This window comes from Xanthomonas sp. 3498, assembly GCF_014199795.1.
Lineage (GTDB): Bacteria > Pseudomonadota > Gammaproteobacteria > Xanthomonadales > Xanthomonadaceae > Xanthomonas_A > Xanthomonas_A rydalmerensis.
The window spans coordinates 803,191-829,503 of the sequence record NZ_JACHOH010000001.1; the positions used below are offsets into that span (position 1 = coordinate 803,191).

The 26,313-nt window shown below is 69.6% G+C and carries 23 protein-coding genes; 6 read left to right on the forward strand and 17 right to left on the reverse strand.

All coding sequences use genetic code 11. From position 1 onward, the window contains the following. Positions 1-105 precede the first annotated feature (105 nt). A complete protein-coding gene (locus GGR66_RS03205; RefSeq protein ID WP_184447179.1) occupies positions 106-522 on the reverse strand; it encodes a BON domain-containing protein in 417 nt (138 codons plus the stop codon). Between the two features lie 147 nt (positions 523-669). Between GGR66_RS03205 and GGR66_RS03210 the strand changes: the two genes are divergently transcribed. Then, the gene (locus tag GGR66_RS03210) at positions 670-1,710 is read left to right on the forward strand and encodes an oxidoreductase (RefSeq protein WP_184447180.1); all 1,041 of its coding nucleotides are present in this window, start codon (positions 670-672) and stop codon (positions 1,708-1,710) included. 4 nt (positions 1,711-1,714) lie between these two features. On the opposite strand, the gene gnd is transcribed toward GGR66_RS03210, so the two are convergent. Then, positions 1,715-2,659 (reverse strand): phosphogluconate dehydrogenase (NAD(+)-dependent, decarboxylating), encoded by a 945-nt coding sequence (gene gnd, locus GGR66_RS03215; RefSeq protein ID WP_184447181.1) that lies wholly within the window; start codon positions 2,657-2,659, stop codon positions 1,715-1,717. Between the two features lie 69 nt (positions 2,660-2,728). Then, entirely contained in the window at positions 2,729-3,982 is a 1,254-nt protein-coding gene (locus tag GGR66_RS03220; RefSeq protein ID WP_255421588.1) for a hypothetical protein, read from the reverse strand. Between the two features lie 239 nt (positions 3,983-4,221). Here GGR66_RS03220 and GGR66_RS03225 point away from each other — a divergent pair, with 239 nt between their 5' ends. Further along, positions 4,222-5,112 (forward strand): TIGR01777 family oxidoreductase, encoded by an 891-nt coding sequence (locus GGR66_RS03225; protein ID WP_184447183.1) that lies wholly within the window; start codon positions 4,222-4,224, stop codon positions 5,110-5,112. A gap of 139 nt (positions 5,113-5,251) precedes the next feature. Here the strand turns inward: GGR66_RS03225 and GGR66_RS03230 are convergent, their stop codons facing one another. From GGR66_RS03230 to GGR66_RS03255, 6 genes are all read right to left on the reverse strand, one after another. After that, positions 5,252-5,620 carry a glycine zipper 2TM domain-containing protein gene (locus tag GGR66_RS03230; RefSeq protein ID WP_160966777.1) on the reverse strand — a complete coding sequence of 123 codons (369 nt, stop codon included), beginning with the start codon at positions 5,618-5,620 and terminating at the stop codon, positions 5,252-5,254. Positions 5,621-5,751: 131 nt separating this feature from the next. Further along, positions 5,752-6,486 carry a DUF2242 domain-containing protein gene (locus GGR66_RS03235; RefSeq protein ID WP_184447184.1) on the reverse strand — a complete coding sequence of 245 codons (735 nt, stop codon included), beginning with the start codon at positions 6,484-6,486 and terminating at the stop codon, positions 5,752-5,754. Positions 6,487-6,611: 125 nt separating this feature from the next. Further along, positions 6,612-7,661, reverse strand: coding sequence for a DNA methyltransferase (locus GGR66_RS03240; RefSeq protein WP_184447185.1), 1,050 nt, complete (start codon positions 7,659-7,661; stop codon positions 6,612-6,614). Continuing rightward, positions 7,654-8,760, reverse strand: a complete 1,107-nt coding sequence (locus GGR66_RS03245; RefSeq protein WP_184447186.1) for a hypothetical protein — start codon at positions 8,758-8,760, stop codon at positions 7,654-7,656. Before GGR66_RS03245 ends, GGR66_RS03240 begins: the two co-directional genes overlap by 8 nt. Positions 8,761-8,769: 9 nt before the next feature. Beyond that, on the reverse strand, positions 8,770-10,194 hold the full coding sequence (locus tag GGR66_RS03250; RefSeq protein ID WP_184447187.1) for a nicotinate phosphoribosyltransferase: 1,425 nt from the start codon (positions 10,192-10,194) through the stop codon (positions 8,770-8,772). Positions 10,195-10,254: 60 nt separating this feature from the next. Beyond that, entirely contained in the window at positions 10,255-11,310 is a 1,056-nt protein-coding gene (locus tag GGR66_RS03255; protein WP_184447188.1) for a bifunctional nicotinamide-nucleotide adenylyltransferase/Nudix hydroxylase, read from the reverse strand. Positions 11,311-11,598: 288 nt separating this feature from the next. On the opposite strand from GGR66_RS03255, the gene GGR66_RS03260 reads away from it, so the two are divergent. Next, positions 11,599-12,594 (forward strand): arabinogalactan endo-1,4-beta-galactosidase, encoded by a 996-nt coding sequence (locus GGR66_RS03260; protein ID WP_184447189.1) that lies wholly within the window; start codon positions 11,599-11,601, stop codon positions 12,592-12,594. A 47-nt stretch (positions 12,595-12,641) separates the two neighbouring features. Then, positions 12,642-13,562: an endonuclease/exonuclease/phosphatase family protein gene (locus GGR66_RS03265; RefSeq protein WP_184447453.1), complete on the forward strand. Its 921-nt coding sequence runs from the start codon at positions 12,642-12,644 to the stop codon at positions 13,560-13,562. 355 nt (positions 13,563-13,917) lie between these two features. Here the strand turns inward: GGR66_RS03265 and GGR66_RS03270 are convergent, their stop codons facing one another. Continuing rightward, positions 13,918-14,817 carry a LysR substrate-binding domain-containing protein gene (locus GGR66_RS03270; protein ID WP_184447190.1) on the reverse strand — a complete coding sequence of 300 codons (900 nt, stop codon included), beginning with the start codon at positions 14,815-14,817 and terminating at the stop codon, positions 13,918-13,920. An 86-nt stretch (positions 14,818-14,903) separates the two neighbouring features. Here GGR66_RS03270 and GGR66_RS03275 point away from each other — a divergent pair, with 86 nt between their 5' ends. Next, positions 14,904-15,647 (forward strand): sulfite exporter TauE/SafE family protein, encoded by a 744-nt coding sequence (locus GGR66_RS03275; RefSeq protein ID WP_184447191.1) that lies wholly within the window; start codon positions 14,904-14,906, stop codon positions 15,645-15,647. Positions 15,648-16,138: 491 nt separating this feature from the next. Here GGR66_RS03275 and GGR66_RS03280 read toward each other — a convergent pair whose 3' ends face one another. The 4 genes from GGR66_RS03280 to GGR66_RS03295 form a co-directional block, all read right to left on the reverse strand. Then, positions 16,139-18,316 (reverse strand): carboxy terminal-processing peptidase, encoded by a 2,178-nt coding sequence (locus GGR66_RS03280; RefSeq protein WP_184447192.1) that lies wholly within the window; start codon positions 18,314-18,316, stop codon positions 16,139-16,141. A 233-nt stretch (positions 18,317-18,549) separates the two neighbouring features. After that, positions 18,550-19,560 carry a lipoyl synthase gene (gene lipA / locus GGR66_RS03285; protein WP_160966755.1) on the reverse strand — a complete coding sequence of 337 codons (1,011 nt, stop codon included), beginning with the start codon at positions 19,558-19,560 and terminating at the stop codon, positions 18,550-18,552. 22 nt (positions 19,561-19,582) lie between these two features. Then, entirely contained in the window at positions 19,583-20,290 is a 708-nt protein-coding gene (lipB, locus tag GGR66_RS03290; RefSeq protein ID WP_184447193.1) for a lipoyl(octanoyl) transferase LipB, read from the reverse strand. Beyond that, positions 20,278-20,556: a YbeD family protein gene (locus GGR66_RS03295; protein ID WP_160966751.1), complete on the reverse strand. Its 279-nt coding sequence runs from the start codon at positions 20,554-20,556 to the stop codon at positions 20,278-20,280. The genes lipB and GGR66_RS03295 overlap by 13 nt, the downstream gene beginning before the upstream one ends. A gap of 353 nt (positions 20,557-20,909) precedes the next feature. Between GGR66_RS03295 and GGR66_RS03300 the strand changes: the two genes are divergently transcribed. Next, positions 20,910-21,962, forward strand: coding sequence for a lipid A deacylase LpxR family protein (locus tag GGR66_RS03300; RefSeq protein WP_160966749.1), 1,053 nt, complete (start codon positions 20,910-20,912; stop codon positions 21,960-21,962). Positions 21,963-22,131: 169 nt separating this feature from the next. Here the strand turns inward: GGR66_RS03300 and GGR66_RS03305 are convergent, their stop codons facing one another. The 3 genes from GGR66_RS03305 to mltB form a co-directional block, all read right to left on the reverse strand. Then, a complete protein-coding gene (locus tag GGR66_RS03305) occupies positions 22,132-23,343 on the reverse strand; it encodes a D-alanyl-D-alanine carboxypeptidase family protein (protein WP_160966747.1) in 1,212 nt (403 codons plus the stop codon). A 149-nt stretch (positions 23,344-23,492) separates the two neighbouring features. Then, a complete protein-coding gene (locus GGR66_RS03310) occupies positions 23,493-24,989 on the reverse strand; it encodes a septal ring lytic transglycosylase RlpA family protein (RefSeq protein WP_184447194.1) in 1,497 nt (498 codons plus the stop codon). After that, positions 24,986-26,122 carry a lytic murein transglycosylase B gene (gene mltB / locus GGR66_RS03315; protein WP_184447195.1) on the reverse strand — a complete coding sequence of 379 codons (1,137 nt, stop codon included), beginning with the start codon at positions 26,120-26,122 and terminating at the stop codon, positions 24,986-24,988. The genes GGR66_RS03310 and mltB overlap by 4 nt, the downstream gene beginning before the upstream one ends. Positions 26,123-26,313 lie beyond the last annotated feature (191 nt).

Below are 26,313 nucleotides of genomic sequence, written 5' to 3' on the forward strand. Positions count from 1 at the left end.
AGGCCACTCCGCCCAAAAAAAACGCACCCCGCAGGGTGCGCCATTGGCCGGTGTCGCGAGTGGGGCGCCTCGTCGCACCCCACCCGCGGCCGCGGATCGCAATGCTTACTTCTTGGCAGCGGCGCTGACCGTCAGGTCGGCCGCATCCACCTTCTTGACTCCCTTGATCTTCTTGGCAACCGCCACGGCCTTGTCCTTCTCCGCCTTGGTCGCGACCGTACCGGACAGCTTCACCATGCCGTTGACGGTATCGACCTTGATTTCGGTGCCCGACACGTTCTTGGTGGCCAGCAGATCGGCCTTCACCTTGGTGGTGATCCAGGTGTCGGTGACCGGCTCGTTGGAGTCGTGGTGGCTGGCGTCATGGGCAGTGGTGTCGTGCTGCATCGTGTCCTGCTGGCCCATGGTGCCGTGGTCCTTGGCGCTGGTGGCCTGGCCGGCTGCGAACGCCTGGCCCGCGCCGAACGCGAAACCGGCCACCAGGGTGGCGCCAAGCAGGGTGCGTGCATTGATCGTTTTCATCGTGTCTTCCTCCGCTGAAGGTGTGCGTGCAGTCTCCCCTAGTCCGTTGTACAGGCAACGTGACCGCCGAATCGCCGTAGCGTGAATACGCAAGCCGCCGACGCAGGGCGGGCGATACTGGCGTCCCGCCGCTTCCCGCCCGCGCCCATGTCCGACTTCAATCTCGCCCTGCTCGGCTTCGGCTACGTCGGCCGCACCTTCCATGCGCCGTTGATCGCACACACGCCCGGTCTGCGCCTGCATACCGTGGTCTCGCGCCAGGCCGAGGCAGTGAGCGCAGACTGGCCGCAGGCGCGCGTGGTCGCCGATGCAACGCAGGCCTTCGCCGATCCGCAGATCGACGCGGTGGTGATCGCCACGCCCAACCAGACCCACGCGCCGCTGGCGCTGGCCGCGCTGGCGCAGGACAAGCACGTGCTGGTGGACAAACCGTTCACCCTGGACGTGGCCGAAGCGCAGCAGGTGCTCGACCAGGCGCAACGTGTCGGCCGCATCGTCAGCGTGTTCCAGAACCGGCGCTGGGACGGCGACTTCCTCGGCGTGCGCGCCTTGTTGGAGGCCGGCACCCTGGGCGAGATCGCCGAGTTCCATTCCCATTTCGATCGCCATCGTCCGCAGGTGGGCGACCGCTGGCGCGAGCACGCCTTGCCAGGCTCGGGGCTGTGGTTCGACCTGGGGCCGCATCTGCTCGACCAGGCGCTGCAACTATTCGGACCACCGCAGGCGCTGCAGGCCGACCTGGCGCTGCAGCGCCCCGGCGCGCAGGCGGTGGACTACGTGCATGCGGTGCTGCGCTATCCGCGATTGCGGGTGGTGCTGCATGCCGGTTCGCTGGTCGCGGCCAACGGCCTGCGCTTCGCGGTCCACGGCACCGGCGGCAGCTACCTCAAGCACGGCCTGGATACGCAGGAAGCGCAGTTGCGCGCCGGCGTCGCGCCGGGCGCGCCCGACTGGGGCGCCGATCCCCTGCCCGGCCAGTTGCGCCTGGTCGGCGCCGATGGCACGCACGCGCTGCAGACCTTGCCCGCGCATCGCGGCGACTACCGCGAATGCTACGCGGCCTTTCGCGAGGCGATGGCCGGGCGCGCGCCCGCGCCGGTGGATGCGGCGCAGGCGCTGGCGGTGATGCGCCTGCTGGAGGCGGGCGTGCGCAGCGCCGCCTCCGGGTGCAGCGTGACGCTGGACTGAGGCGTCAGGCTGGACGCGTGCCGCCCGGCGCGGGCGTGTCGCCGCCCTCGTGCTTGATCGCATGGCCGCCGAACTGGTTGCGCATCGCCGCCAGCAACTTGTCGGCGAACGAATCGTCGTCGCGCGAGCGCAACCGCTCCAGCAACGACAGGGTGATCACCGGCGCCGGCACGTCCAGGTCGATCGCCTCGGCGACGGTCCAGCGGCCTTCGCCGGAGTCCTGGACGAACGGCGCGATCCCGGCCAGGGTCGGATTGGCGCCCAGCGCATCCGCGCACAGGTCCAGCAGCCACGAACGCACCACGCTGCCCTGGCGCCAGACCTCGGCCACCTGGTGCAGGTCCAGCGCGAATTCCTGCTTGCGCCCCATCAGCGCGAAGCCCTCGGCATAGGCCTGCATCATTCCGTACTCGATGCCGTTGTGGACCATCTTGGTGAAGTGGCCGGCACCGCTGGGGCCGACATGTCCCCAGCCGGCATCGGTGGCCGGCGCCAGGGTCGCGAACACGTCGTGCAGGCGCTGTACCGCGGCGGTGTCGCCACCGATCATCAGGCTGTAGCCCTCGCGCAATCCCCACACCCCGCCGCTGGTGCCGCAATCGACATAGGCGATACCGTGCGCGGCCAGTTCACCGGCGCGGCGCATCGAATCCTTGTAGTAGGAGTTGCCGCCGTCGATCACCACATCGCCCTTGTCCAGCAGCGGCAGCAACGCGGCCAGGGTGTCGTCGACGACCTTGCCGGCGGGCACCATCAGCCACACCGCACGCGGCGCCGGCAACGCCGCGATCAGCGCGGCCATGCTGTCGACCGCTTCCACCCCGCGCTGCTGCGCCGAGTTGCGCGCGGCCTCGCCCAGGTCGAAACCGACCACGCGATGCCCGCCGCGCACCAGCCGCTCGGCCATGTTGGCGCCCATCCGGCCCAAGCCTACAAGTCCCAGTTCCATGCGTCGTTCCCGGTTCGAAAAAAGGAGGATTAGGGTCTCACGAAGCGACGGCGCCGACGTGACGCGCAGCTAAGGCGCTGGTGCGGCGGCGGGCGCCGGCGCTGGCGCCTGCGCGCAATCGCGCAGTTGCAGGTCGCGCCAGCGTTGGTACAGCGTGGTGTGCAGATTGTGCAGGGTCAGCTCGACCGCGAACGGCGTGCGCGGATTGCGATCCAGCAACCGCACCACGTGATAGCCGATCGGCTTGACGCCCTTGGGATGCACGTAGACCTGGAAGCCGCGGTAGAACGGATCGTCGAGCAGGGCGTCGAGTTGCGCGAGCACCACCTGCTGCGCCGGATCCAGGCGCGCGCGCAGGGCCAGGTCGCGCGCGTACAGCAGCCGTTCGAAGCGTTCGCGACCCGGGCCGCGCAGGGTCTTCGCCAGTTCCCAGATGCGCCGGTTCTGTGCGTCGTAGTACGCGAAGCCGCCGTGTGCGCGCAGCGCCGCCGCGGCCTCGGCGCTGACCGCGGCGACCACGAAGTTCTCCGCCTGGTTGTTGATGTCGTCCAGATAGCGGCGCTCGAACACATGCACGATATAGCCCGGCGCGCCGAGGAAGGCGGCACGGCCGCGCTGCGACGTCTTGACCGCCTTGCCGTCGGCGAAGAAGGTGCCGGCATGCGCGCCGAGCAGGATGCTGTCGGTGTCGTGCAAGGTCAGGAAGGTGCCGATCGACACCTCGTCGGCACTGAACGCACGATCGAATGCGGCATCGCCGTACAGCTCGCGCTGTGTGGCCAATTGCGCGATCTGCCGGCCGACGCCGCATTCCGAGCGCACGTGGCCGCTGTAGAACGCCTCGATCGCCTGCGCATTGCCGCCTGCTGGACGATAGCCGCGGCCGAAGCTGCGGAAGCGCTCCCAGCCCTGCGCCTGCGCCCCGCGCAGGCCGAAGCCGATCCAGCCCAGTTGCAGCGCCGAGAAGCGATAGCCGGGATTGTCCTGCAGCCGTGCGACCGCGCGCGTGGTGGCCGCGCCCAGCTGCAGGAAATAACCGCACTGCGTCGCCGGCGCGTCCAGCAAGGCACGCAGCGCCTGCTGCCGTTGCGCGGCGTTCCAGGTCGCGGGCAAGGCCGCCTGCAGATCGCCGTGCGCCTGCGCCTCGGCCAGCGAACCGCGTTCGCATGGCGCGCCGGCCGCAATCTGCGGTTGCGCGGCGGCGGTGCTACCGAGGCGCCAGCCCAACCGCTCCAGCAGTGCCGCCAGGCAAGCCGCGCTGGCCTGGTCGGCCGGCGCTGGCGCGGCAGTGGCCGCGGCACTGGCGAGCAGTGTGGCCAGCATCAGGCCAACGCTGCGGCGCAGACGCGGCATGCGAGCGAAGCGGGGTAGTTGGATCATGGAGCGGGCATCGCGAGCAGGAACGTCCGTTGGCCGCGCCGCGGCGGCGCCCGCGCAGCGTGCCGCATGGCCCGTGCAGGCATCGCGAAACCACCCGCCACATCGACGGCCCCCGGTATTCACTCTTCCGCCATGCCCAGCGCCCCTACACTGCGGCTCCCTTGGCGCAAGCGACCCCCTGCATGCACGTGCTCGTTACCGGAGGCACCGGATTCATCGGCCGCGCGCTGTGCCCGGCTCTGCTCTCCGCCGGGTATCAGGTCAGCGTGCTCACCCGCGACCCCGCACGCGCGGCGCGGCTGTTGCCGGCGGTGCAGGTGCTGGACGACCTGCAGCGCGCCGCACCGGCCGACGCGGTGATCAACCTGGCTGGCGAACCGCTGGGCGAGGGCCGCTGGAGCGCCATGCGCAAGCGCCGCTTCCGCACCTCACGCATCGGTACCACCCGTGCGCTGATCGACTGGATAGGCAAGCTCGACGCCGCGCAGCGTCCGGGCTGCCTGATCTCCGGCTCGGCGATCGGCTACTACGGCGACCGCGGCGACGAGGTCCTGGATGAAGACAGCACGCCCGGCGACGACTTCTCCGCCCAGTTGTGCCGCGACTGGGAAGCCGAGGCGCTGCGCGCACAGGAACTGGGCGTGCGCACCAGCCTGGTCCGCACCGGCGTGGTGCTGGGCCGCGACGGCGGCGCGCTGGCGCGGATGCTGCTGCCGTTCCGTTTCGGCATGGGCGGGCGCATGGGCGATGGCCGCCAATGGATGAGCTGGATTCACCGCGACGATCAGGTCGGGCTGCTGATGTGGCTGCTGCAGCAAGGCGGCGAAGGCTCCTATGACGCCACGGCGCCGGCGCCGGTGACCAACGCCGCATTCGCGCAGCAGCTCGCCGCAACGCTGCATCGCCCTGCGCTACTGCCGATGCCGGCGGCGGCACTGCGCCTGACCTTCGGCGAGATGGCCGACCTGTTGCTCGGCAGCCAGCGCGTCCTGCCGGCACGCGCGCAGCGCGAGGGCTATGTGTTCCGCTATCCGCAACTGGACGTGGCACTGCGCGCCTTGCTTGCCGACTGAGGCACCGCGTCGCCACATCGCGCAACGTCGCACCGCACACCAAAACGAAAACGCCCCGGCGGAGGCCTCCGCCGGGGCGAGCTGCATCAGGTTGCCGCGTCGGCGTCAGGCGCCGATCGGCACGCTGCGGTCGCGCGACTCAATAGCGCTTGCAGACGGTCTCGACCACGCGATTGCCATTGGCCTGCTGACGCTGACCCTGGATGTAGCGGCCGGTGGCACCGCCGGCGACCGCGCCGCCGACCGTGGCCAGCTTGCGGCCATCGCCCTTGCCGATCTGGTTGCCGAGCAGACCGCCGATCGCTGCACCCGCCACGGTGCCGCCGATGCGGTCGGGGTCGGTGCTGTTCTTGCGCACCGCGACCTTCTTGCAGTGCACGCGGGTGCCGTCGCTGAAGCGGCGGCCGGCGTCCTCGGGACCGTAGTGGCGTTGCGCCTCGGCCAGCGGCGCAGCGGCCGTGGCGATGGCGAGCACGGAAAGACACAAGGCGGACTTGAGAGTGTTCATGCTGATTGCTCCTGGGTGGCGGAGCCGATGCACAAGCACCGCGCTCTCGACGGGCGCCACCTTCTCACCGGCTTCGCGAATGGTTCGTGAAGCGAAATCGGCCGCATTCAGCTTCTACAGCTGCACCTGAATCAGTCGGCGCCGCCGGGACCGCTGCTAGGCGGCGCCGTGGTGGCCGGCGGCTGCACCGCGGTGGTGGCCGCGGGTGCCGGCGGCGGCGTGGGCGCCGCGGCGGGCGTCGGAGTCGGCGTCGGAGTCGGCACGGGTGCCGGTGCGGACGGCGTCGGGGCCGGCGCCGTCACGGCCGCGGGCGGATGCGCAGGCGGCTCCGGTGCCGGCTTGCTCTTTGGCAGGTACTCGGTCATCAGCTGGAAGAAGCGCTTGTAGAAGTCGCCGTCCTGCACCGTGCTGCTGGCCACGCGCACCATCGAGTCGTCGCTGCTGCCGATCGGCAGCGACACCGAGCCGAGCACGCCGACGCCGACGCTGGCCGAGGTCGGGCTCTTCTTCAACGCATAGCGGTCCTGCAATGCACTGACGAACACCCAGGACTCGTCCTGCCCGTGCGCCACGCAGGACACGCGCAACTCGAGTTGCTCGTGCAGATCGTCGCTGGGCTGGAAGTTCTTGGTGCCCTCCACCGCATCGGCGGTGGCCTTGGACACCACGTAGCCCTGGCTGAGCAGCGCGCGGCGCGCCGATTCGCAGGCCTGCGCCGGCTGCACCGGGTAGTTGCGCGAATAGGTGTTGTCGGAATTGAAGGTCTCTTTCACCAGGCCGTCCTGCTTGCGGGCGAAGCAGCCGCTCAGGCCGATCGCGATCAGCGCGAGCGCGGGAATGGCGAGAACCTTGGAGGTAGCGGACATAGGCCGTTGACCGAAGAGAGGGAACCGCGGCAAAGGATAGCCGCAAGCGCGTCGGCACGGCCTTGACGCCGCCGCGGCCGCTCATCCCGCGGTTAGCGAGGTGCGCGGCGTGGGGTACCGCCGCGTCAGGCGGCGGCGGGCTCCAGCGCCAGGTCCACGCGCAGCAGGCCGCCGTCGCGGTCGCGGCGTTCGGCGCGCAGGTAATGATGGGCGTCGAGCAGTGCCAGGGTCGGCGGCGTGGCCAGCGGCTCGCCCCACAGGCTCAGCAGGAAGCCACGTGCGCGCAGCCAGTCGAGCAGCCGCAGCAGCCTGTCCAGGTCGCGCGGCAGCAGCAGGTCGACGTCGCCGGGCAGGCGCGCCGCCGCCGCCGGATCGGCCAGCCAGCATGGATAACTGCCGTGCACCGCGAAGGCAAACCCGTCGGCACGCAGGGCCGCCAGCAATTGCGCCGTGCCCGGCAGGTCGATGGGCTGGCGCCGGTGCTGGAAGATCAGCGCGTACTCGTGGCTGCGATCGCTGCGGGGATCGCCGGGTGCCAGCGGCTGCGCCGTCGCGCGCGGATAGCACAGCACGCGCTCGGGACAAGGCGCGAACAGGCTGCCGAGGATCCGCGCCAGGTCCCAGGCCTGCGGCAGCGTGGCCTCGCCGAGTTGCACGTTCTCCACCATCGCGATGCAGAAGCCGTCCTCGCGCAGCAGGCGGCGCACGCCATGGAACACGGCGCGCAGGCCCTGCAGATAAGCGGCGTAGTCGGCGCTGGCGTAGAGCTGGCCAGGCGCCGCCGCGGCCGGCCAGGCGCAGCCGAAATACGGCACGTTGGTCAGGCACAGATCCACCGGTGCGTCGGGCACGCACAGCGGCAAGCCGCCGTCCAGCACTTCGGCCCGTAGCCCGAGCCGTTGCAGCCGTTCGCGCGCCAGCAGCGCGCGCGCCGCGTCGATCTCCAGGCCGATGCCGTGGCGGCCTTCCACTTCGGCCGCGAGCAAGGTGCTGCCGAAGCCGCAGAACGGATCCAGCACGCGCTCGCCTGGCGCGCTGAAGTGACGCACGAACGGACGCATCTGCCCGACCCAGCCGCAGTCGCGCGCGCCCAGCGGATCGCGCTGGCGCAGGTCATCAGGCAAGCGATGCTCCGGCGGATCCGACGCCGGCGTCCACCAACTGCGGCTATCCATGCTCCGCCCGCCACAGCAGATCGCGGTCCGGCTGCCAGCCGGCGCACAGCCGGCCGTCGGCGAAGAACACCAGCTTGTAGATGTCGCCGCTGTCGTGGCGCGCCTGCATCGCACCGTAATCGGAGGTCTCGAACACCACCTCCATGCCGTCGGCGGTGGCCAGGCGCAGGTTCCAGAAGTAGTAGCCCTCGGTGATCTGCAGCGGCTGCAGGTCGCGCCACCACGGCGCGGCCATGCAGGCGCCGAGCACCTGTTCCACCGCGACCCGTGCCTGGGTCAGATAGCGCGCGGTTCCGCCGTCGCGGTAGCCGTCGCCGAGCCGGGAGAACTCGCGGAAGATCACCGTGCGCGCCCCGCAGGCGCGCGCCCAGTCCAGATAGGCCGCGACGCCGTCGGCATCGGCGATGCCGCCGTGCTGCAGGATGCACACCAGGCGCAGCGGCAGCGCGTCGGCGATGCGCTGCGCGGTGGCGACGAAGACTCCAGCATCGGCGATCGCCTCGCCGGGGCGAAAACGCATGATCGCGTCGTTGCGCGCCTGTTGCGGATGGTGCCGCGACAACTCCAGCCACGACAGGCCAAAACCCTGCAGCGCCTGCAGCAGCGTCTCGCCCTGGCCGCGGGCGAAGCCGGCGCCGTTGCTGTACAGCACCCGCTGTTCGACCAGCACGCCCTCGCGCTCGGCCGCGCCCAGGGTCTGCAGCAGTTCCACGAACCAGTCTTGGTCGTCGGTCATCTCCAGCCCCGACAGCGAATGCGACAGCGGCAGCCCGCGCAGCTGCGCCAACGCCTGGCGCAACTGTGCGAAGTAATCCGGCGGCGGCCGCAGGCTGGCCGCGGCGGTGCCGCCGGCCTGCGGCCGCAGGGTTTCCGAGCAGAAGCGGCAGCGCGCCGAACACGGCCGCACCGACGCGTAGGGAGTGAAAGTCACCGGCTGCGCGACGCGGTAGTCGCGCGCACCGATGCGCTGCTGTCGCCAGCGCGACGCATCCGCCGCGGCCGGCACCCGCCATTCCAGATGCGGGGTGCTGGCGCGCAGTGCGGCGAACAGCGGCGAACCGCCGCTCAACGGCGGCGGACTCGGCAGGGACGCATCCATGGGCGCCTCCTACAGGCGCGCGGCGTTCGCGCGCTCGCGCACCTCGGCGAAGGTCCAGTCGTGCACCAGGCGGCCGTTCTCCCACACGGTGACCATCGCATCGTCGTAGCCGGCCGGACCGGCGACCGACTCGGCCGACACCGCGTCTGGCGCCACCGGCTCGGTGCGATAGCTGCCGTACTCGCGGTGACGCAGCAGGCGCATGCGGCCGCGCTTGCTGAGCTTGCCCTTGTCGGTGACCGGGTCCTTGTAGACGTCGATCCAACGCCCGTCGACGCGGGCGGCCGAGCACTTCAATGCGAACTTCTGCGTATCGCGATCGAGCCGCTGCAGCAACGCACCGCCCATGCCGAAGGCCAGGTTGTCGGTGGCGTAGCCGGCGCTGGTGATGCGCTCCAGGATCGCGCGAATGCTGGTCGGGTTGACCCCGTCGCCCTGGATCACCCGCACGTGGTTGAGCACCTTGTAGCCCTTGCCGTTGACGGTGTGGCCGAAGGCCTCGTCGAGCAGTTCCAGGCACTGGTGCACCACCGCCACCGGATCGCCGGAGTCGGGGCGGATCACCACGGTGGCGCCGGAGGCGATCACCTCCTCGCGCAGCGTGGTGCCCCAATGCTCGCGGATCGCATGGAAGATGTCGTAGCTGTCCGACACCACCGCGACCACGCCGCCGGGCTTGCCGAACTGCTTGAGCATGTTGCGGTACGCATCGACCTCGCGCTCGCGGCCCCAGCTGGTGATGGTGCTGTGCTCGGCGGCGGGAATCGAATAGCCGGCCATCGACTCGTGGTAGTGCGCGCGCGCCAGCAACAGCCCGGACACGGTGTCGGTGCCGAGGAAGTTGACCAGGTGCGAGGCACCACCGATCGCCGCCGATTCCAGACTGGATACGCCGCGCGCGCCGAAGTCGTGCAGCTTGAACGGCAACTGCCCATCCGGATCGTCGCTGGTGCGCTCCAGGAACTGGCGCAGGGTCTGCTTGGCGTGCCAGCTCACCGTGGCCACCGTCACCGGGTACCAGATGCGCAGCAGCAGCGTCTCCAGGTACGACGGCACCCAGTAGGCCTGCGCGTCGGTGGATTCGATGGTCATCAGCGCGTTGTGGGTCGGCACCACGCTGCCCTCGGGCACGGCGCGAATGCGGATCGGCAGCTGGCCGCCGAGGCGGTCGACGATGTCGCGCCAGCCGGCCTCGTTGAACGGCTCGCCGTGCGCGGCGAACAGGTCGCGCGCCTCGTCGATGTCGGCATGGGTGACGGGGCGGCCCAGCGCCTCCTTGAGGATCGACTGCAGGCCGAAGAACACGGTCCGGTCATAGACGCCGCCGCGCGATTCCACGTAGAAGAACGTGGCGTCGGTGCCGGGCGGGTACTGCAGCCAGTGGCTGGCCTTGTAGCTATCGGTGTTGAGCAGCAGGTTGTTCAGGCATTGCATGACGGAAGCTCCTTCGCGTCTGGGAAAGCCGGCGGTCTGTCCGCCGGCCGGGAGGCCGCGTCAACCGCGGCCCAGGAAGAATTCGAGCAGGTGCAGATGGTCTTCGAACAGTTTCGGGCCCATGCCCAGCACTTCGCTGACCGGCACCCAGCGCGCCTTGTCGGCGTCGTCGCCGCCGCGCACCTCGGGCAGTTCGCCGAACACGAACTCGAAGTGGAAGGCGTGGGTGATGGTGCGCCCGCGCAGGCTGCGCTCGGGATGGTCGAACACGTGGCGGTTCTTCAGCGAGCCCTTGAGCACCGGCACCGGGATCTTCAGCCGGGTCTCCTCGCGCAGCTCGCGCAGGCAGGCGTCGAGGATGCTCTCGTGCTGGCCGACGAAGCCGCCCGGCAGCGCCCATAGGCCCTTGCCCGGGGCCGCACGGCGGCGCACCAGCAGCACGTGCCCGGAATGCACCACCACCGCGTCGGCGGTGACGAAGGTGGGCGGATACGGCGCCTCCTTCCAGGCGGCGCGGTACTGTTCGATGAACTGGTATTCGGCGAGCAACTCGGCATACGAGGGCGAGTTCTTGCGGAACGCCTCGAGCATGTCGAACACCGGCGTCGGCACGTTGCCGCGCAGCATCAGCAGCGCGCCGTGGAAATCGATGCTGCCGGCCTCGAACAGGTAACGGCGCAGCTCGGTCGCCGACAGCGTCTCGGTATGCTGCACGTCGACCAGCGGCCACTGCGGAAACTCGCGCAGGTAATAGCTGCTGGCGTCCTTGTCCATGCCGATCAGGCCGATCCGCGCCTCGGCGCTGCCGCCGTCGCTGCGTACCGCCTCGGCCACCGTCGTCTGCACCGCGGCGATCCACTGGCTTTCGTTGTACAGGTGGTCGCGCAACGGACGCAGGATCAGCCGCTCGCCGGCGCCTTCCAGCGCGGCCTGGATCATCACGCTACGCTCGGCAACGGTCCAGGGATTGCGAATGGTGCGGGGGGTCTCGGCCGAGCCGATCAGGAAGATGAGTTTCTGTCCACGCGCCAGGGCGTGGCGGGCAACGGCGGCGTGGCCGTTGTGGAAGGGCTCGAAGCGCCCGATGAACACGAGATAGTCGAATTCCATGAGCATCCCTCACGGTTGGGTGGATCGCCGCGGGTCTGTCCCTTGGCGTGAGCGGAATGCTACGCCGATGCGGCATCGCGTCAAGTGACGCACCGCGCAGATTCATCGGCCGTCCAGACAGCGCTTGCGGACGCCGCGCCGGAGCCCCGCTGCAGTGCAGCGCGCGTCGCCACGACGATCGCGCTAGCCTCGTGCGCGCCGCGGCCGCGGGGACGGCCCGGCACGTCCTGCGGGCCGCCGCTCAGGGCCACGCGACGCCCTCCTTCCCCGTTCCCACATCACCGCGAGAATCGCATGAACCGATCGAGCAAGCGCATGTCCGCCTGGCTGCTGTTGTTGCTTGCGTGCCTGTGCGCGCCGGCCATGGCGCAGAGCTTCGCCAAGGGCGCCGATGTCAGTTGGATCGACCAGCAGGAGAGCAGCGGCCGCGTGTTCCGCAACGCCTCCGGCGCCACCACCGATTTCTTCGCGCTGCTCAAGGGCACCGGGGTCAATGCGATCCGGCTGCGCGTGTGGGTCAATCCGCAGGGTGGCTGGAACGACGGCGCCGACACGCTGAACATGGCCAAGCGGGCCAAGGCGCAGGGCATGCGCATTATGATCGACTTCCACTACAGCGACAGCTGGGCCGATCCCGGCAAGCAGACCAAGCCGGCGGCCTGGAACGGCCACGACTTCGCCACGCTGGTCAAGGACGTGTACGCGCACACCAGCGGCATCCTCTCCTATCTCAAGTCCAACGGCATCGACGTGAGCTGGGTGCAGGTGGGCAACGAGATCAACAGCGGCATGCTGTGGCCGGACGGCAAGACGCCCAACTTCGGCAACCTCGCGCAACTGATCAACAGCGGCTACAACGCCAGCAAGTCGGTCTACCCCAATGCCAAGGTGATCGTGCACCTGGCCAACGGCTACGACAACGCGACCTTCCGCTGGTTCTTCGACAGCCTCAAGTCGGCCGGCGGCAAGTGGGACGTGGTCGGCATGTCGCACTATCCCTCCACCAATGCCTGGCAGAGCGCCAATACCCAAATCGCCAGCAACATGCAGGACATGGTGACGCGCTACGGGTCGGACGTGATCGTCAGCGAGGTCGGCATGGACTGGCAGCAGGCCGCCACCACCCGCGCGATGCTGGCCGATCTGCTGAGCAAGACCCGCGCGCTCGGCAACCGCGGCCTGGGCGTGTTCTATTGGGAACCCGACGCGTACCCGGGCTGGCAGGGCTACACGATGGGTGCGGTCGACAACAACGGAAAACTCACCCAGGCGTTGTCGGCGTTCAACTGATCGCCGCTCGGCGGGAGCGCTACGCGGTGGTCACCGACACCACCGCCATGCCACCATCGCGTGCTCCGCTCCTGTCGAGATCTGCCATGTCGCTGTCGCTTTCGTCCGCGCGCAAGCTCGCGCTTCCTCTGCTGCTGATGTTGGGCGTGTGCATCGCGCCGGTGCAAGCGCGCGAGCCGGCGGCGCCCGCCGCACCGGCCCCGCTCAAGGTGATGAGCTTCAACGTGCGTGTGCCGGTCGACACCGACGGCGACAAGCGCTGGGACGTGCGCCGCAGCGCGATGGCCGCGCTGATCCGCGCGCAGCACCCGGATGTATTCGGCACCCAGGAACTGGTCAAGCGCCAGGCCGACTACCTGGCCGCGCAATTGCCGGAGTACCGCTGGTTCGGCCCCAGCCGCGACGGCAAGGACGACGGCGAACGCATGGGTGTGTTCTACGACAGCCAAAAACTGAAGCTGGTGGAATCGGGACACTTCTGGTTGTCGGACACGCCGGAAGTCATGGGTAGCATCAGCTGGGGCCATCCGCTGCCGCGCATGGTCAACTGGGGGCTGTTCGAGCGCGTCGGCGATGGCCGCCGCTTCTATCTGTTCGACACCCACCTGCCCTATCGCGACGAGGACGAAGCGGCACGCGCCAAGGGCGCGGCGCTGATCGTGTCGCGCCTGAAAGGCCTGCCGGCGGACGTGCCGGTGGTGCTGACCGGCGATTTCAACACGGTGCCGGACTCGCCGACCTACCGCACCCTCACCGCCAGCCTGGCCGATGCGCGCACGCAGGTGGCGCAGCCGCAGGGCCCGGAAGCGACCTTCCACGATTTCACCGGCCACCCGGACCGGCGCATCGACTGGATCCTTTCGCGCGGGCTGCAGGCCACCCACTACGCCACGCTCGACGCGCGGCCGCAGGGTCACTGGCCGTCGGACCATTTCCCGGTGATCGCCACGTTCGCCTGGCCGCAGTGACGGGATGACGCCTGCGGCATGGACCGCAGGCGCGCGTGCAAGAGCGGCTTCAGTTGCGAAGAGGCGCTAGCGGTAACGCCTGTCGCGGCTGAAGCCGCTCCTACGAGGCAAGATGATGCCAGGCGAAGCAGGCCTTAGCGGTGTTCTGGCCTCCTCCCCAGGGGAGCATGTACGCCTACGAAGGGCCGCTCGTCGTAGGAGCGGCTTCAGCCGCGACGCGCATGACCAGGAAACAGCCATTGCGGGTGATCCGAACAGGCGACACGAACCGCTTCCGCAAGGTAACGACACGTTCCGCCGCACCACTGAGAAGCACGTCGTCAGAGCCATCCGCAACGCGCCAGCCTGCGGACTTTCACGCCGCAGGCGAAGCATGCGCACACAGCCAGTCCAGCACCTGCTGCACCGGCGGCGACGGCACCGGTGTCGGTCGCCAGACGATCGACAACTGGCGCAGCGCCCATGGCTCCTGCAGCGGCACCGCGACCAGTTGCGCGCGCACGCTGACCCGCTCCAGCGCCGCCTGCGGCAAGATCGCCACACCGGCGCCGCGCGCCAGCATGCGGCACAGCGGTTCGATGCCGTGCACCTGCGCGCGGATGCGCAGCCGCCCGCCTGCGCGCGTCGCCTGCGTGCGCAGGTGTTGCTGCAGGGCGCTGTCCTCGGCCAAGCCGAGGAACTGCGCCTGCCACACCTGCGCGAACCGCAGCTGCGGCGCCTGCGCCAGCGGATGCGTGGCCGCGGCCACCAGCACCAATCGATCCTGCCGGAACGGATGCGCCTGCAGACCCTGCAGATCGGCATGGTCGGCGATCACCGCCAGATCGGCGCGTTGCTCGCGCAGCGCATCGGCCGCGGCGACGCTGCCCTGCTCGCGCAGCGCCAGATCGATGCGCGGATGCGCCACCAGGAACTCGGCCAGCAGCTCCGGCAGCCATTCCGACAGCGCCGCGGTATTGGCCAGCAGGCGCACGCTGGCCTGGTGGCCGCCGGCGTAGTCGCCCAGTTCGCTGCGCATCGCCTCGGCCTGGCGCAGCAACTGCCGCGCGTGCCGCAACAGCGCGGTGCCGGCCGCAGTGAGGCCGACGCCGCGTGGGCCACGCTCGAACAGCGCGACGCCGAGCTGCGTCTCCAGCGCGCGGATGCGTGCACTGGCGGCGGCCAGCGACAGCGCCGCGCGATCGGCGCCGGCGGTGATGCTGCCGGCCTCGGCCACCGCCAGGAACAGCCGCAGATCGGTGAAATCCAGATGCATCGGCGCTCCCGCCTTCGTCGTTGCCGAAGTCTGCCTGAAGCATTCGCGCATTGTCCGGCCGCCGCGACGCACCGATGCTCGTCGCCATGGACACGCTCGCACCGCACCTGCTGCCGATCGCCCTGGTCTTCCTGCTCGCCGGCGGCGTCAAGGGCGTGGCCGGCATGGGCCTGCCCACGGTGGCGATGGGCCTGCTGGGGCTGTGGCTGACGCCGACCGAAGCCGCTGCGCTGCTGGCGCTGCCGTCCCTGCTGACCAACCTGCAACAGGCCTGGGGCGCGGGCACCGGCATGTTGCTGCGGCGACTGTGGCCGTTGCTGGCGTGCATCGTCGTCGGCACCTGGTTCAGCGCTGGCATCCTCGCCGGCGCCGACCCACGGCTGGCGCGCGCCGGCTTGGGCGCGTTGCTGGCGCTGTACGCCGCGCTCGGCCTGAGCCAGTGGCAGGCGCGTCTGTCGCCCTCGCAGGCGCGCTGGGCAGGGCCACCGGTGGGCCTGGCGACCGGTCTGCTGACCGGCGCCACCGGCGTGTTCGTGCTGCCGGTGCTGCCCTACCTGGTGGCGTTGGACCTGCCGCGGGACACGCTGATGCGCGCCCTGGGCAGTTGCTTCGCCGCAGCCACCCTGGCGCTGGCTGCGGCACTGGTCGCGCACGGCGCCTTCCCCGCGCAAGCGCTGGGTCCGTCATTGCTGGCGTTGCTGCCCACGGCCGTGGGCATGTGGCTGGGCGCACGGCTGCGCCAGCGCATTTCCGCCAGCGCGTTCCGCCGCGTGTTCTTCCTGACCCTGCTGGGACTGGGCTTGCACCAACTGTGGCAGGCGCTGGGCTGAAGATGTGATCCCGCCACAACTGCTCAGCCGTAGGAGCGGCTTCAGCCGCGACCGGACGCCCCCGAGAAGGTCCCGTCGCGGCTGAAGAGCATTTCCAACAACGAAGAAGGCATTTGTGGGAGCGGCTTCAGTCGCGACGGGCGTTACCGGGAATGCCCGTCGCGGCTGAAGCCGCTCCTACAATCGCGATGACATACCATACCGAGCTGCGGCAATAAGGCGTTACCAGAGGTGTCCTGAAGCCGCTCCTACGACGACACGCATCAAGCGCGCGGCAGACCAAACGCCACGCCCGCGGTTCTCACCAATCACCCAAAAACTGCAGGCCGGCCCCTCAGTCCGCCCAACCCTCCGCACGCATCGACACGGCGGACGATCGACGGGCGCACGGCGATGGCGCACGCCTGCCCTGCAAAGCCCGAACCTGCAATGAAAAACGCGCCATCGCTGGGCGATGGCGCGTTCGGTGTTCGCGACGGTGGAGCGCGAGCTCAGTCGGCCCAGCGCCCCGGGCCGGTGGACTGCGGCAGGACCTGCACCGACAGCGGATGGTCCTTCTCCAGCAGGTTGACCGCGTCGCTGAGGATCGAGGCCGATTCACGCAGCAGCGGATCCGGGCGCTTGTCGACCAGCTTCTCGCGCGCGGCATCCTTGACGATGTCGCGCTCGTTGCCGGTCAGGCCGTCGTCGCTGCTATCGTCGGCCAGCGGATCCAGCGGCAGGCCGAGCTGCTTGCGGATCTCCTGGCGCTGCTTGCGCTGCGCGTCCTGCTTCTCACGCTCGGCGCGGCGCTCGGCCTCGTTGAGCACCACGTACTTCTTCGCCGCCTCGTCGCGGAACTGGCGCACGTCCTCTTCCCACCACTGGAACTCCTTGTCGCTGGCGATGCGGCTGTTGTGCAGCGCCTCCAGCTTCGGCAGCAGCGGCGCGAAATTGCCGTACTGGGTGTGCGGCACCGCGGCGATGCGGCTCCACGGCAGCGCGTTGTCGTAGGTGCTTTCGCCGAACTCGGTGGCATCGACGCTGGCCGGGAAAGCGATATCCGGCACCACGCCCTTGTGCTGGGTGCTGCTGCCGCTGACGCGGAAGAACTGGGCGATGGTCAGCTTGACCTGGCCGAAGCGGTCGGTCTCGTTGGCCGGCCAGCGGTCCAGGTCGACGATGTTCTGCACCGTGCCCTTGCCGAAGCTGGTCTCGCCGATGATCAGGCCGCGGCCATAGTCCTGGATGGCGCCGGCGAAGATCTCCGAGGCCGAGGCCGAGCCGCGGTTGATCAGCACCGCCAGCGGGCCGTCCCAGGCCACGCCCGGGTTCTGGTCGCTGTTGACGGTAACGCGGCCGCCGGATTCACGCACCTGCACCACCGGGCCCTGCTCGATGAACAGGCCGGTCAATTCGATCGCCTCGTCCAGCGAACCGCCGCCGTTGTTGCGCAGGTCCAGCACCACGCCGTCGACCTTGTCGGTCTTGAACCCGGCCAGCAGCTTGGCCACGTCGCGCGTCGCCGAGGCATAGTCCTTGGCGTTGCGGCGGCGGCCTTCGAAGTCCTGGTAGAACGCCGGCAGCTTGATCACGCCGATGCGCCGCGCCGGCTCGCCGTCCTTGGCCGGCAATTCGATGGTCTCGCCCTTGGCGGCCTGTTCGGCCAGGCGCACCTTCTGCCGGGTCAGCAGCACCTGGCGGTGCTTGCCGTCCACGCCGGCTTCGGCCGGGATGTACTCCAGGCGCACCTGGGTGTCCTTGTCGCCGCGGATCTTGGCGACCACGTCGTCGATGCGCCAGCCGATCACGTCCTCGACCGGCCCGGTCTTGCCCTGGCCGACGCCGACGATGCGGTCGCCCGGCTTGAGCGTGCCGTCCAGCGCGGCCGGCCCGCCCGGGATCACCTCGCGGATCACCACCAGGTCGTCCTGCTTCTGCAGCTGCGCGCCGATGCCTTCCAGCGACAGCGACATCTGCTGGTTGAAGTTCTCGGCGGTGCGCGGGGTGAAATAGTCGGTGTGCGGGTCGACGGTGTTGGTGTAGGCATTCATGAAGAACTGGAACACGTCCTCGCTCTTCAGTTCCTTCACCGAGTCGTCGAGATTGGCGTAGCGCCGATCCAGGGTCTTGCGGATGTCTTCCGGCTTCTTGCCGGCCAGCTTGAGCCGCAGCCAGTCGTTCATCACCGACTTGCGCCACAGCGCATCCAGTTCCTGGTCGTCCTTGGCCCACGGCGCGTTCTTGCGGTCGTACTCGAACTTCTCGTCGCCGTCGAAGTTGAAGTCCTGCTTGAGCAGCTTGCGCGCATAGGCGATGCGCTCGTCCACGCGCTGCCGGTACACGGCGAAGATCTGGAACGCCGGTTCCAGCTGGCCCGAGGAGATGTTGGCGCCGAGGTTGTTCTGGAACCCGGCGAACTTGTCGACGTCGGCCTGGGTGAAGAACTGCTTGCTGCCGTCCAGGGTCTCCAGATATTTCTTGAAGACCTCCTTCGAGGTCGCCTCGTCGAGGGCGCGCGGCCGGTAGGCGTAGCGGCTGTCGGAAAGCAGGCCGTATACCAGCTTGGCGGTGGTGGCCTGGTCGGCGGTGGCAGCGGCCGGCAGCGCGGGCGCATCGGTACGGGCGAACAGCGCCAGCGGTGCGGTCAGCGCAAACGCCAGCAGGAAGGCGGAAGCTTTGAATTTCATCTGGGAACTCTCGGCACCAGGCCGTCAGGGGGGCAGCACATCGCGTGAGACAACACGACAGTGACGCAAGTTGCAGGCCGTGTCACCTGTTCATGAAGCAGACTAGCGGCCGACATGCGCAGAAGTGTGAACGTTGCCGGTGCGAGCCGTGTGGACGGTCGCTGTGCGGCGACGAACGTGCGTCGCCGCCGCGGCCATGCGCGATGCGCGCGGGCCATGTGCGCGAATAAGGATCAGGCGGCGACGCCGGCGCCGGCAGCCTGGCGATCGGCGTGGTAGGACGAGCGCACCATCGGGCCGGAGGCGACGTGGCTGAAGCCCAGCGCGTTGCCGTACTCCTCCAGCGCCTTGTATTCGTCCGGCGTCCAGTAGCGCATCACCGGGTGGTGGTGCGCGGTCGGCTGCAGGTACTGGCCGATGGTGACCATGTCCACGTCGTGCGCGCGCAGGTCGCGCAGGGTCGCCTGCACCTGCTCCAGGGTCTCGCCCAGGCCGAGCATGATGCCGGACTTGGTGGCGATGGCCGGATGCTGCGCCTTGAACTTCTTCAGCAGGGTCAGCGACCACTGGTAGTCGGCGCCGGGACGCACGTTGGGATACAGGTCCGGCACGGTCTCGATGTTGTGATTGAACACGTCCGGCGGATTGGTCGCCAGGATCTCCAGCGCGCGGTCCATGCGGCCCTTGCCGCGGAAGTCCGGGGTCAGGATCTCGATGCGGGTGGTCGGCGCGGCGGCGCGGATCGCGCCGATGCAGTCGGCGAAATGCTGGGCACCGCCGTCGCGCAGGTCGTCTCGGTCGACGCTGGTCACCACCACGTACTTCAGGCCCATGTCGGCCACGGTCTGCGCCAGGCTGGCCGGCTCGCCGGCGTCCGGCGGCTTGGGCCGGCCGTGGGCGACATCGCAGAACGAGCAACGCCGGGTGCAGACCTCGCCCAGGATCATGAAGGTGGCGGTGCCGTGGCCGAAGCACTCGTGGATGTTCGGGCAGCTGGCCTCTTCGCAGACGGTGACCAGACGGTTCTCGCGCAGCTTGGCCTTGAGGGTCTGCACCGCATTGCCGGAGGGAATGCGCACGCGGATCCACGAGGGTTTGCGCAGCACCGGCGCGTCGGCGAACTGCACCGGCGAGCGCGCGATCTTGTCGCCGCCCAACTGCTTGACGCCGGTCTGCAGCGGCGCGGAGGCGCTGTCGCCGGAAAGGACCTGCAAGGGAATGGAGCGTGCGCTGGGCTGGGTCATGGCGTGGTCGGCGGGCAGGCGGTCAGGCCGCGTGCGTGAGCGAGAGGTCGGGCAAGGCGTCGAGCGGCTGCAGGGTCAGCCCGAACTGGCGCGCCAGTTGGGCCAGCAGGACCGGAGTGACCGCCTGCATGCCGGAGGGACCGCCCAAGTCTAGCACCGCGGTCACCTGCAGGCCCTGGTAGCCGCAGGGATTGATCCGGTGGAACGGCTCCAGGTCCATCGCCACGTTGAACGACAGGCCGTGGAAGGTGCAGCCGCGGCGCACGCGGATGCCGAGCGCGGCGACCTTGGCGCCGCCGACGTAGACACCCGGCGCGCCCTCGCGGCGCTGGCCGAGGATGTTCCATTCGTCGAGGGTGTCGATGATCGCCTGCTCGATGCGGCACACGTAGTCGCGCACGCCGATGTGCAGCCGGCGCAGGTCCAGCAACGGGTACACCACCAACTGGCCGGGGCCGTGGTAGGTGACCTGGCCGCCGCGGTCGACCTGCAGCACCGGGATGTCGCCTGGCGCCAGCACGTGTTCCGGCTTGCCGGCCTGGCCGAGGGTGAATACCGGGTCGTGTTCGACCACCCACAACTCGTCGGGGGCCGCCTCGTCGCGCGTATCGGTGAAGCGCTGCATTGCCCGCCACACCGGCGCGTAGGGCTGGCGGCCCAGCTGGCGGACGCGGCACGGCGGCAGCGTCGTTGCCGGCGCCACTGGCGCATCCGCGGCTACAGCGTCCACTTCACTTCCGGGTGTTCCCGCAGCGCCTGGTGCGCGGCGTCGTACTGGGCGCGGTCCGCGGCACGGAAGGCGATGCGCACCGACACGTACTTGCCGTTGGACGAATGCTTCCAGCTGATGCGCTCGTCCATCACCTCCACGCCGGCGGCGGCGAGCAGGCGCGGCAGCTCGGCCTCCAGGCCAGTGTCGGCGGTGCCCATGGCGCTCAGTTCGAACACGCCGGGGAACTGGAAACCGTGATCGGGATTGTCGGAAGTGATGTCCATGCCCGCATTATCGGGCCGGCGCCGGACAAACCCAAGGCCGCGCCGAGTAGGCCGGCAGTGCTCCGGCACCCGGAGCCGCGCAGGACAGGGTACCGACCAACTGACCAAGCGTCGCCGCGGCGTGGCCTCCTGCCGGCGGCAGTGCCTCCCTGCCCCCGCACGGTGCACCACCGCCTTCACACGACAAGAGGGCAAATGGGACGGACAAACCCAAACGGACGAATTTGTCCGCTACGCCACATTTGCCTATCCTTGTCGCACGGGCTGCGTTCATGGTCCGGGGTGTTCGCCGGCATCGGCTGCCGCAGGCGCGCATCGCCGCTCACTCCCCCTCCCGACCAGAGACGCCGTCCATGCCGTCATCGCGCCCGTTTCTCCCCCTTGCCGCCGCGCTCGCCCTCGCCGCAGCGCCGGCCGCCGCCACCGAATGCCCACGCGAGACGCGGGAGGCGACCCCGCCCACGGTCAACTTCCGCCTCGACAACGATCTGTTCGGCGGTGCCGGCCAGGATCAGGGCTATACCAACGGCTTCGGCCTGATCCTGGTCTCGCCGAACCTGCGCGACTACACCGACGACCCCTGCCTGCCGCGGCTGGCGCGGGCGGTGAACCGCTCTCTGACCTGGCTGCAGCCGAACAGCGACTTCACCCAGCGCAACATGACCTTCGCGATCGGGCAGGCGCTGTTCACCCCCACCGACAAGACCCGCCGCGACCTGATCGAGGACGACCGTCCCTACGCCGGCCTGTTGCTGATGAACATCGGCTACAACGCGCGCAACGACGACCGCCTGCGCACCACGCAACTTACCCTGGGGCTGATCGGCCCTTCGGCACAGGGCAAGCAGGTGCAGGATGCGGTGCACGAGGTGCTCGGCGACGCCAAGTTCCAGGGCTGGGACAACCAGTTGCACGACGAACCGGTGTTCCGCGTGCTGCACGAACGCATGCGCCGCTGGTCCGGCGAGGGCAGCCGCGACGGCTGGGGCTGGGACGCGATCAGCCACTGGGGCGGCGCGCTGGGCACGCTGGACACCCACGCCAATGCCGGCATGGAACTGCGCCTGGGCTGGAAGCTGCCGGACGATTTCGGCAGTTCGCCGCTGCGTCCCGCCGGCGAGAACGTCGCCCCGCCCGCCAGCAGCGTCGGCAGCGGCTGGTCGGCGCATCTGTTCGTGACCAGCGACGGCCGCTGGGTACTGCGCGACATCACCCTGGACGGCAACACCTTCCGCGACAGCCACAGCGTGAAGAAGCGCCCCTTCGTCGGCGACGCCGGCGTCGGCCTGGCGGTGACGCGCGGCAAGTGGAAGTTCGCGCTCGCCCGCTACTGGCGCACCCGCGAATTCGACCTGCAGCGACAGACGCCGGTATTCGGGAGTTTCACGATCAGCTATCGGCTTTAGCCGACGGGATTGGGGAGTCGGGATTGGGGATTCGCAAGTCTTCGCGAGCGCGCAGTGCCGTACGAGAACGAGAGGCAGCACGCGTTGTCGCCACCAATGCCGAATCCCCACTCCCGAATCCCCAAGAAAAAAGCCGGCGTCAGCCGGCTTTTTTCGAGAGGAGAGGAACTTACTCCGATTCCCACCACATCCAGAAGCTGTCCCACAGACGCTTGAAGAAGCCGGCCTCGTCGACCGCCTTCAGCGCCACCAGCGGGGCCTGCGCCACCACCTTGCCGTCCAGGCTCACCTTGACCATGCCGATCTGCTGGCCCTGCTTGATCGGCGCTTCCAGGGTCTTGGGCACTTCGATCGCCGGCTTCAGCTCGTTGTAGCGGCCGCGCGGCACGCTGACCAGCAGCGGCTGCGCCACGCCCAGCAGCACCTGCTTCTCGGTGCCCTTCCACACGCGCTGCTGCGCGACCTGCTTGCCCGGCTCGTACAGGCTGTGGGTCTCGAAGAAGCGGAAGCCCCAGTTCAACAGCGCCAGGCTGTCCTCGGCGCGCTGCTTCTCGGAGCTGTCGCCCATCACCACTGCGATCAGGCGCTGGTCGCCGCGCTTGGCAGAGCTGAGCAGGCAGTAGCCGGCCTCGGAGGTGTGGCCGGTCTTGATGCCGTCCACGCTGGGGTCGCGCCACAGCAGCAGGTTGCGGTTCGGCTGGGTGATGTCGCCGACGCGGAATTCCTTGATCTTGTTGTAGGCGTAGGTTTCCGGGTAGTCGCGCACCATCGCCCGGCCCAGCAGCGCCAGATCGTAGGCGGTGGTGTAGTGGCCTTCGGCCGACAGGCCGTGGGCGTTGACGAAGTGCGAGCCGGTCATGCCGATCTTCTTCGCGTACTCGTTCATCAGCGACGCGAAGGCTTCCTCGCTGCCGGCGGTGTGTTCGGCCAACGCGATCGCCGCGTCGTTGCCGGACTGGATCGCCATGCCCTTTTCCATGTCTTCCAGGCGCGCGGTCTTGTTGACCGGGAAGCCGCTGTAGCTGCCGTCGGTACCGGCACCGCCCTCGCGCCAGGCGCGCTCGCTGAGCATGACCTGGTCGTCGCGGGTGATCTTGCCCAGCTTCAGTTCGGCCGCGATCACGTACGAGGTCATCACCTTGGTGATGCTGGCCGGGGCCACGCGTGCGTGTTCGTTCTCGCCGGCCAGCACCTGGCCGGTGGCGTAGTCCATCAGCACCCAGGACTTGGACACGGCCGGCTTCGGCGCGGGCGGGATCGCCACGGTGGCCGGAGCGGCGGCAGCAGCGGGCGGCGGCGCGGGAACCGGGCCGGGCGTCTGCGCGGAAACCAGGCCGACGGCGAACGTGGCCACGGCAGCGACGGCGAAGCGGAATTTCATCTAAAACGACTCCTGGCGGGCCCGAAGGCCGATGGAAAACGCGACATTGTAGGCCGAGCCGGCGCCCTGGCAGGCGCGGCGCGGACACGTGCGCGAACCGGCGTTAAGCCATCGGCGCGGCGCAGGCCCGCAACGGCGGGCGCGACGCCTCAATCCTTGACGATCTGCGGCCGGCCGAAACCCAGGCCGGCGATGCGGGTGGCCAGCTCCGCGGCGCGGCCATGGTCTTCGGCCGCCACCCGCAGCCGCCACAGGGTGCGGCCGCCGGAGACGATGTCGCTGATGCTGGCGCCGACGATGCCGGCCGAAGCGAGCTGCGACAGCGCGCGGTTGGCGTTCTCGCGACTGGCGAAGCTGGCCACCTGCAGCAGGATGCCGAGCGGCCCGCGCGCGCTGTCGGCCTCGGCGCGCGGCGCGGTGGTGGCGACCGGCGCAGGCGGAGTCGCCGGCGTCGCCGGCGTCGCCACGGCGACGGTCGGCGCTGCCGCGGCGGCCGCAGGCGCGGCAGTGGGCTTGGCCGTCGCGACGCCACGGGATCCGCGTGCCGGCGCACTCGCCGCGGCCACGCTGGGCGCGGGCGTGGTCGGCTTGCCGGTGGCCACGCGCACGCCGCGCGACTTCATCCAGGCATCGAAGCGATCGGCATCGCCGACCCGGCCCGGCGCGTCCTGCACGCGGTAGCGCCAGCGCTCGCCTTCCGGCAGCGCCGCGGCCGTGGCGGTCGCCGCGGCTGCGGTCGGCGCGGCAACCGCGGCCACCGGAACCGCGCGCGCCGGCACGGTCGCGGCGGCGGCCACGGTGCCGCCGGCCGATCCACTCGATTTCGCCGGCAGGGTCTTCACCAGGTCGTCCATCTGCGCGGCGCGCCGCACCGCGGCCGGATCGCGCGTGGTGGCGTCGCTGCGCGCGCTGGCCAGCAGCGTCGCGGGCTGGCGGCCGGTACGGCGACGCGCCAGCAGATCACCGTTGTCGGCCGGGGTCAGTCCGCGCACTTCCACGCGGCCGGTGCCCTTGCCGGTGATGCCGAGCTTGACCGCCGCCGCGTAGCTCAGGTCGATCAGCCGGTCGTCGTGGAACGGGCCGCGGTCGTTGATCCGCACCACCACCGATTCGCCGTTGTCCAGGTTGGTGACCAGGGCGAAGCTGGGCAGCGGCAGGGTCTTGTGCGCAGCGGTGAACGCGTACATGTCGTAGACCTCGCGGTTGGAGGTCAGCCGGCCATGGAACTTGCCGCCGTAGTAGGAGGCGGTGCCGCGCTCGACGTAGCTGTGCGGATCGTCGATGACCACGTACTCGCGGCCCAGCACCGTGTACGGCGAGTGGTTGCCGATCGCCGAACGCGGTTCGTCGGTGACCAGCGGCTCGGGGATGCAGGCGACGTTGGGCACGTAGTCCGGGGTGGTATCGCGCACGCCGGGCGCGTACAGGCCGCCGGCGGTGTAGTTGCCGCGCTTGGACGGGTCTTCCTTGGCCGGCGCGTAGGGCGAGGTCGACGGGCAGCCGGTGGCGACGTGCGCCGGCCCCTTGCCCTCGACGCGGATGCCAGGGCTAGCGCCGCCGGCGGTCTTCTTCGGAGCGCTGCTGCAGGCGGCCAGCGCCAGCACAGCGACGACGGGAGCGATCCGGAGCAGCGCGCTCGGGTTCATGCCGGGGGTAACTCCTTGCCGGCGATGGCCTGGGACAGTTGATAGACGGCCATCGCGTACATCTTGGAATTGTTGTAGCGGGTGATCGCGTAGTAGTTCTGGAAGCCCAGCCAGTACTGCTTGCCGGCGCTGCCGTCGAGCGTGATCGGGGTGGCGCCGCCGGCCGTCGCCGGCACCGGCGCGGTCGGCGTGTAGCCGCGCGCGGCCAGGTCGGCAAGGGTGTAGGTCGGGGTCCAGTCGCTGGGATTGAATTCCTCGGCGCCCGGACGCAGCGTCGCCGGCACCGCGACCACGCCGTCGCGCACCCAGCCGCCCTTCTTGACGAAGTAGTTGGCGATGGACGAGAACGCGTCGTCGTAGTCGCTGAACAGGTTGCGCTTGCCGTCGCCATCGCCATCGACCGCGAACTGGCGGTAGCTGGAGGGCATGAACTGGCCCAGGCCCATCGCGCCGGCATAGCTGCCGATCAGGGTGGTGATGTCCAGGTTCTCCTCACGGCCCAGCGCGAACAACTGGCCGAGTTCGTCGCGGAAGAACAGTTCGCGGCGCACCTCGCGCTCGAGCTTGGCCGGATCGCCGCTGCGCGGATAGCGGAACGCCAGCGTGTACAGCGCGTCCAGCACGCGGTAGGAGCCGGCGTTCTTGCCGTAGCTGGTCTCCACGCCAATGATCGCCACGATGACTTCGGCCGGCACGCCGGTGCGCGCCTGCACCCGCTGCAGTTCGTCGCGATGCGTGGCCAGGAAGGCACGGCCGCCATCGATCCGCGCCTGGCTGATGAACATCGGTCGGTATTCGCTCCACGGCTTGACCCGCTCGGCCGGGCGCGACATCGCCGCAACGATCGCATCCTTGAATTGGGCCTGTGCCAGGGTCGCCTCGATCTGTGCCGGCTCCATGCCGTACTTGGCCGCGGTATCGCGGACGAAGTTGGCGCGGGCGACCTCGAACGGCACCGGGGTCAGGTCCACCGGCGGTGCCTGCACCACTTCCGGGGCGGCCTCGGCCGGTGGTGCCGGGCGCGGCGCAGGCGGCGGCGCGCTGGCCTGCGGCGGCGACGGTGGCGCCTTGGGCTGGGTCGCGCATGCGACCAGGCCAAGCGTGAGCAGGCAAATCAGCGAGCGTCGGATCATGCCGGCAGACTACCAGATTCAAGATGAATTTCTACCAATAACGCCATGAAACAAAAGAACTTTGCCGCAGGTCAAGTGTACCTGCAGCATTCTTTCCCAGGGCGCCTTGCATCTTCAGGGCCGCCTGCTGCTGCCGGAGCGTGAAACGCCGCCTGGGATTGCCCCGCGGTCGCAGCAGGTTCTCGCTGTGA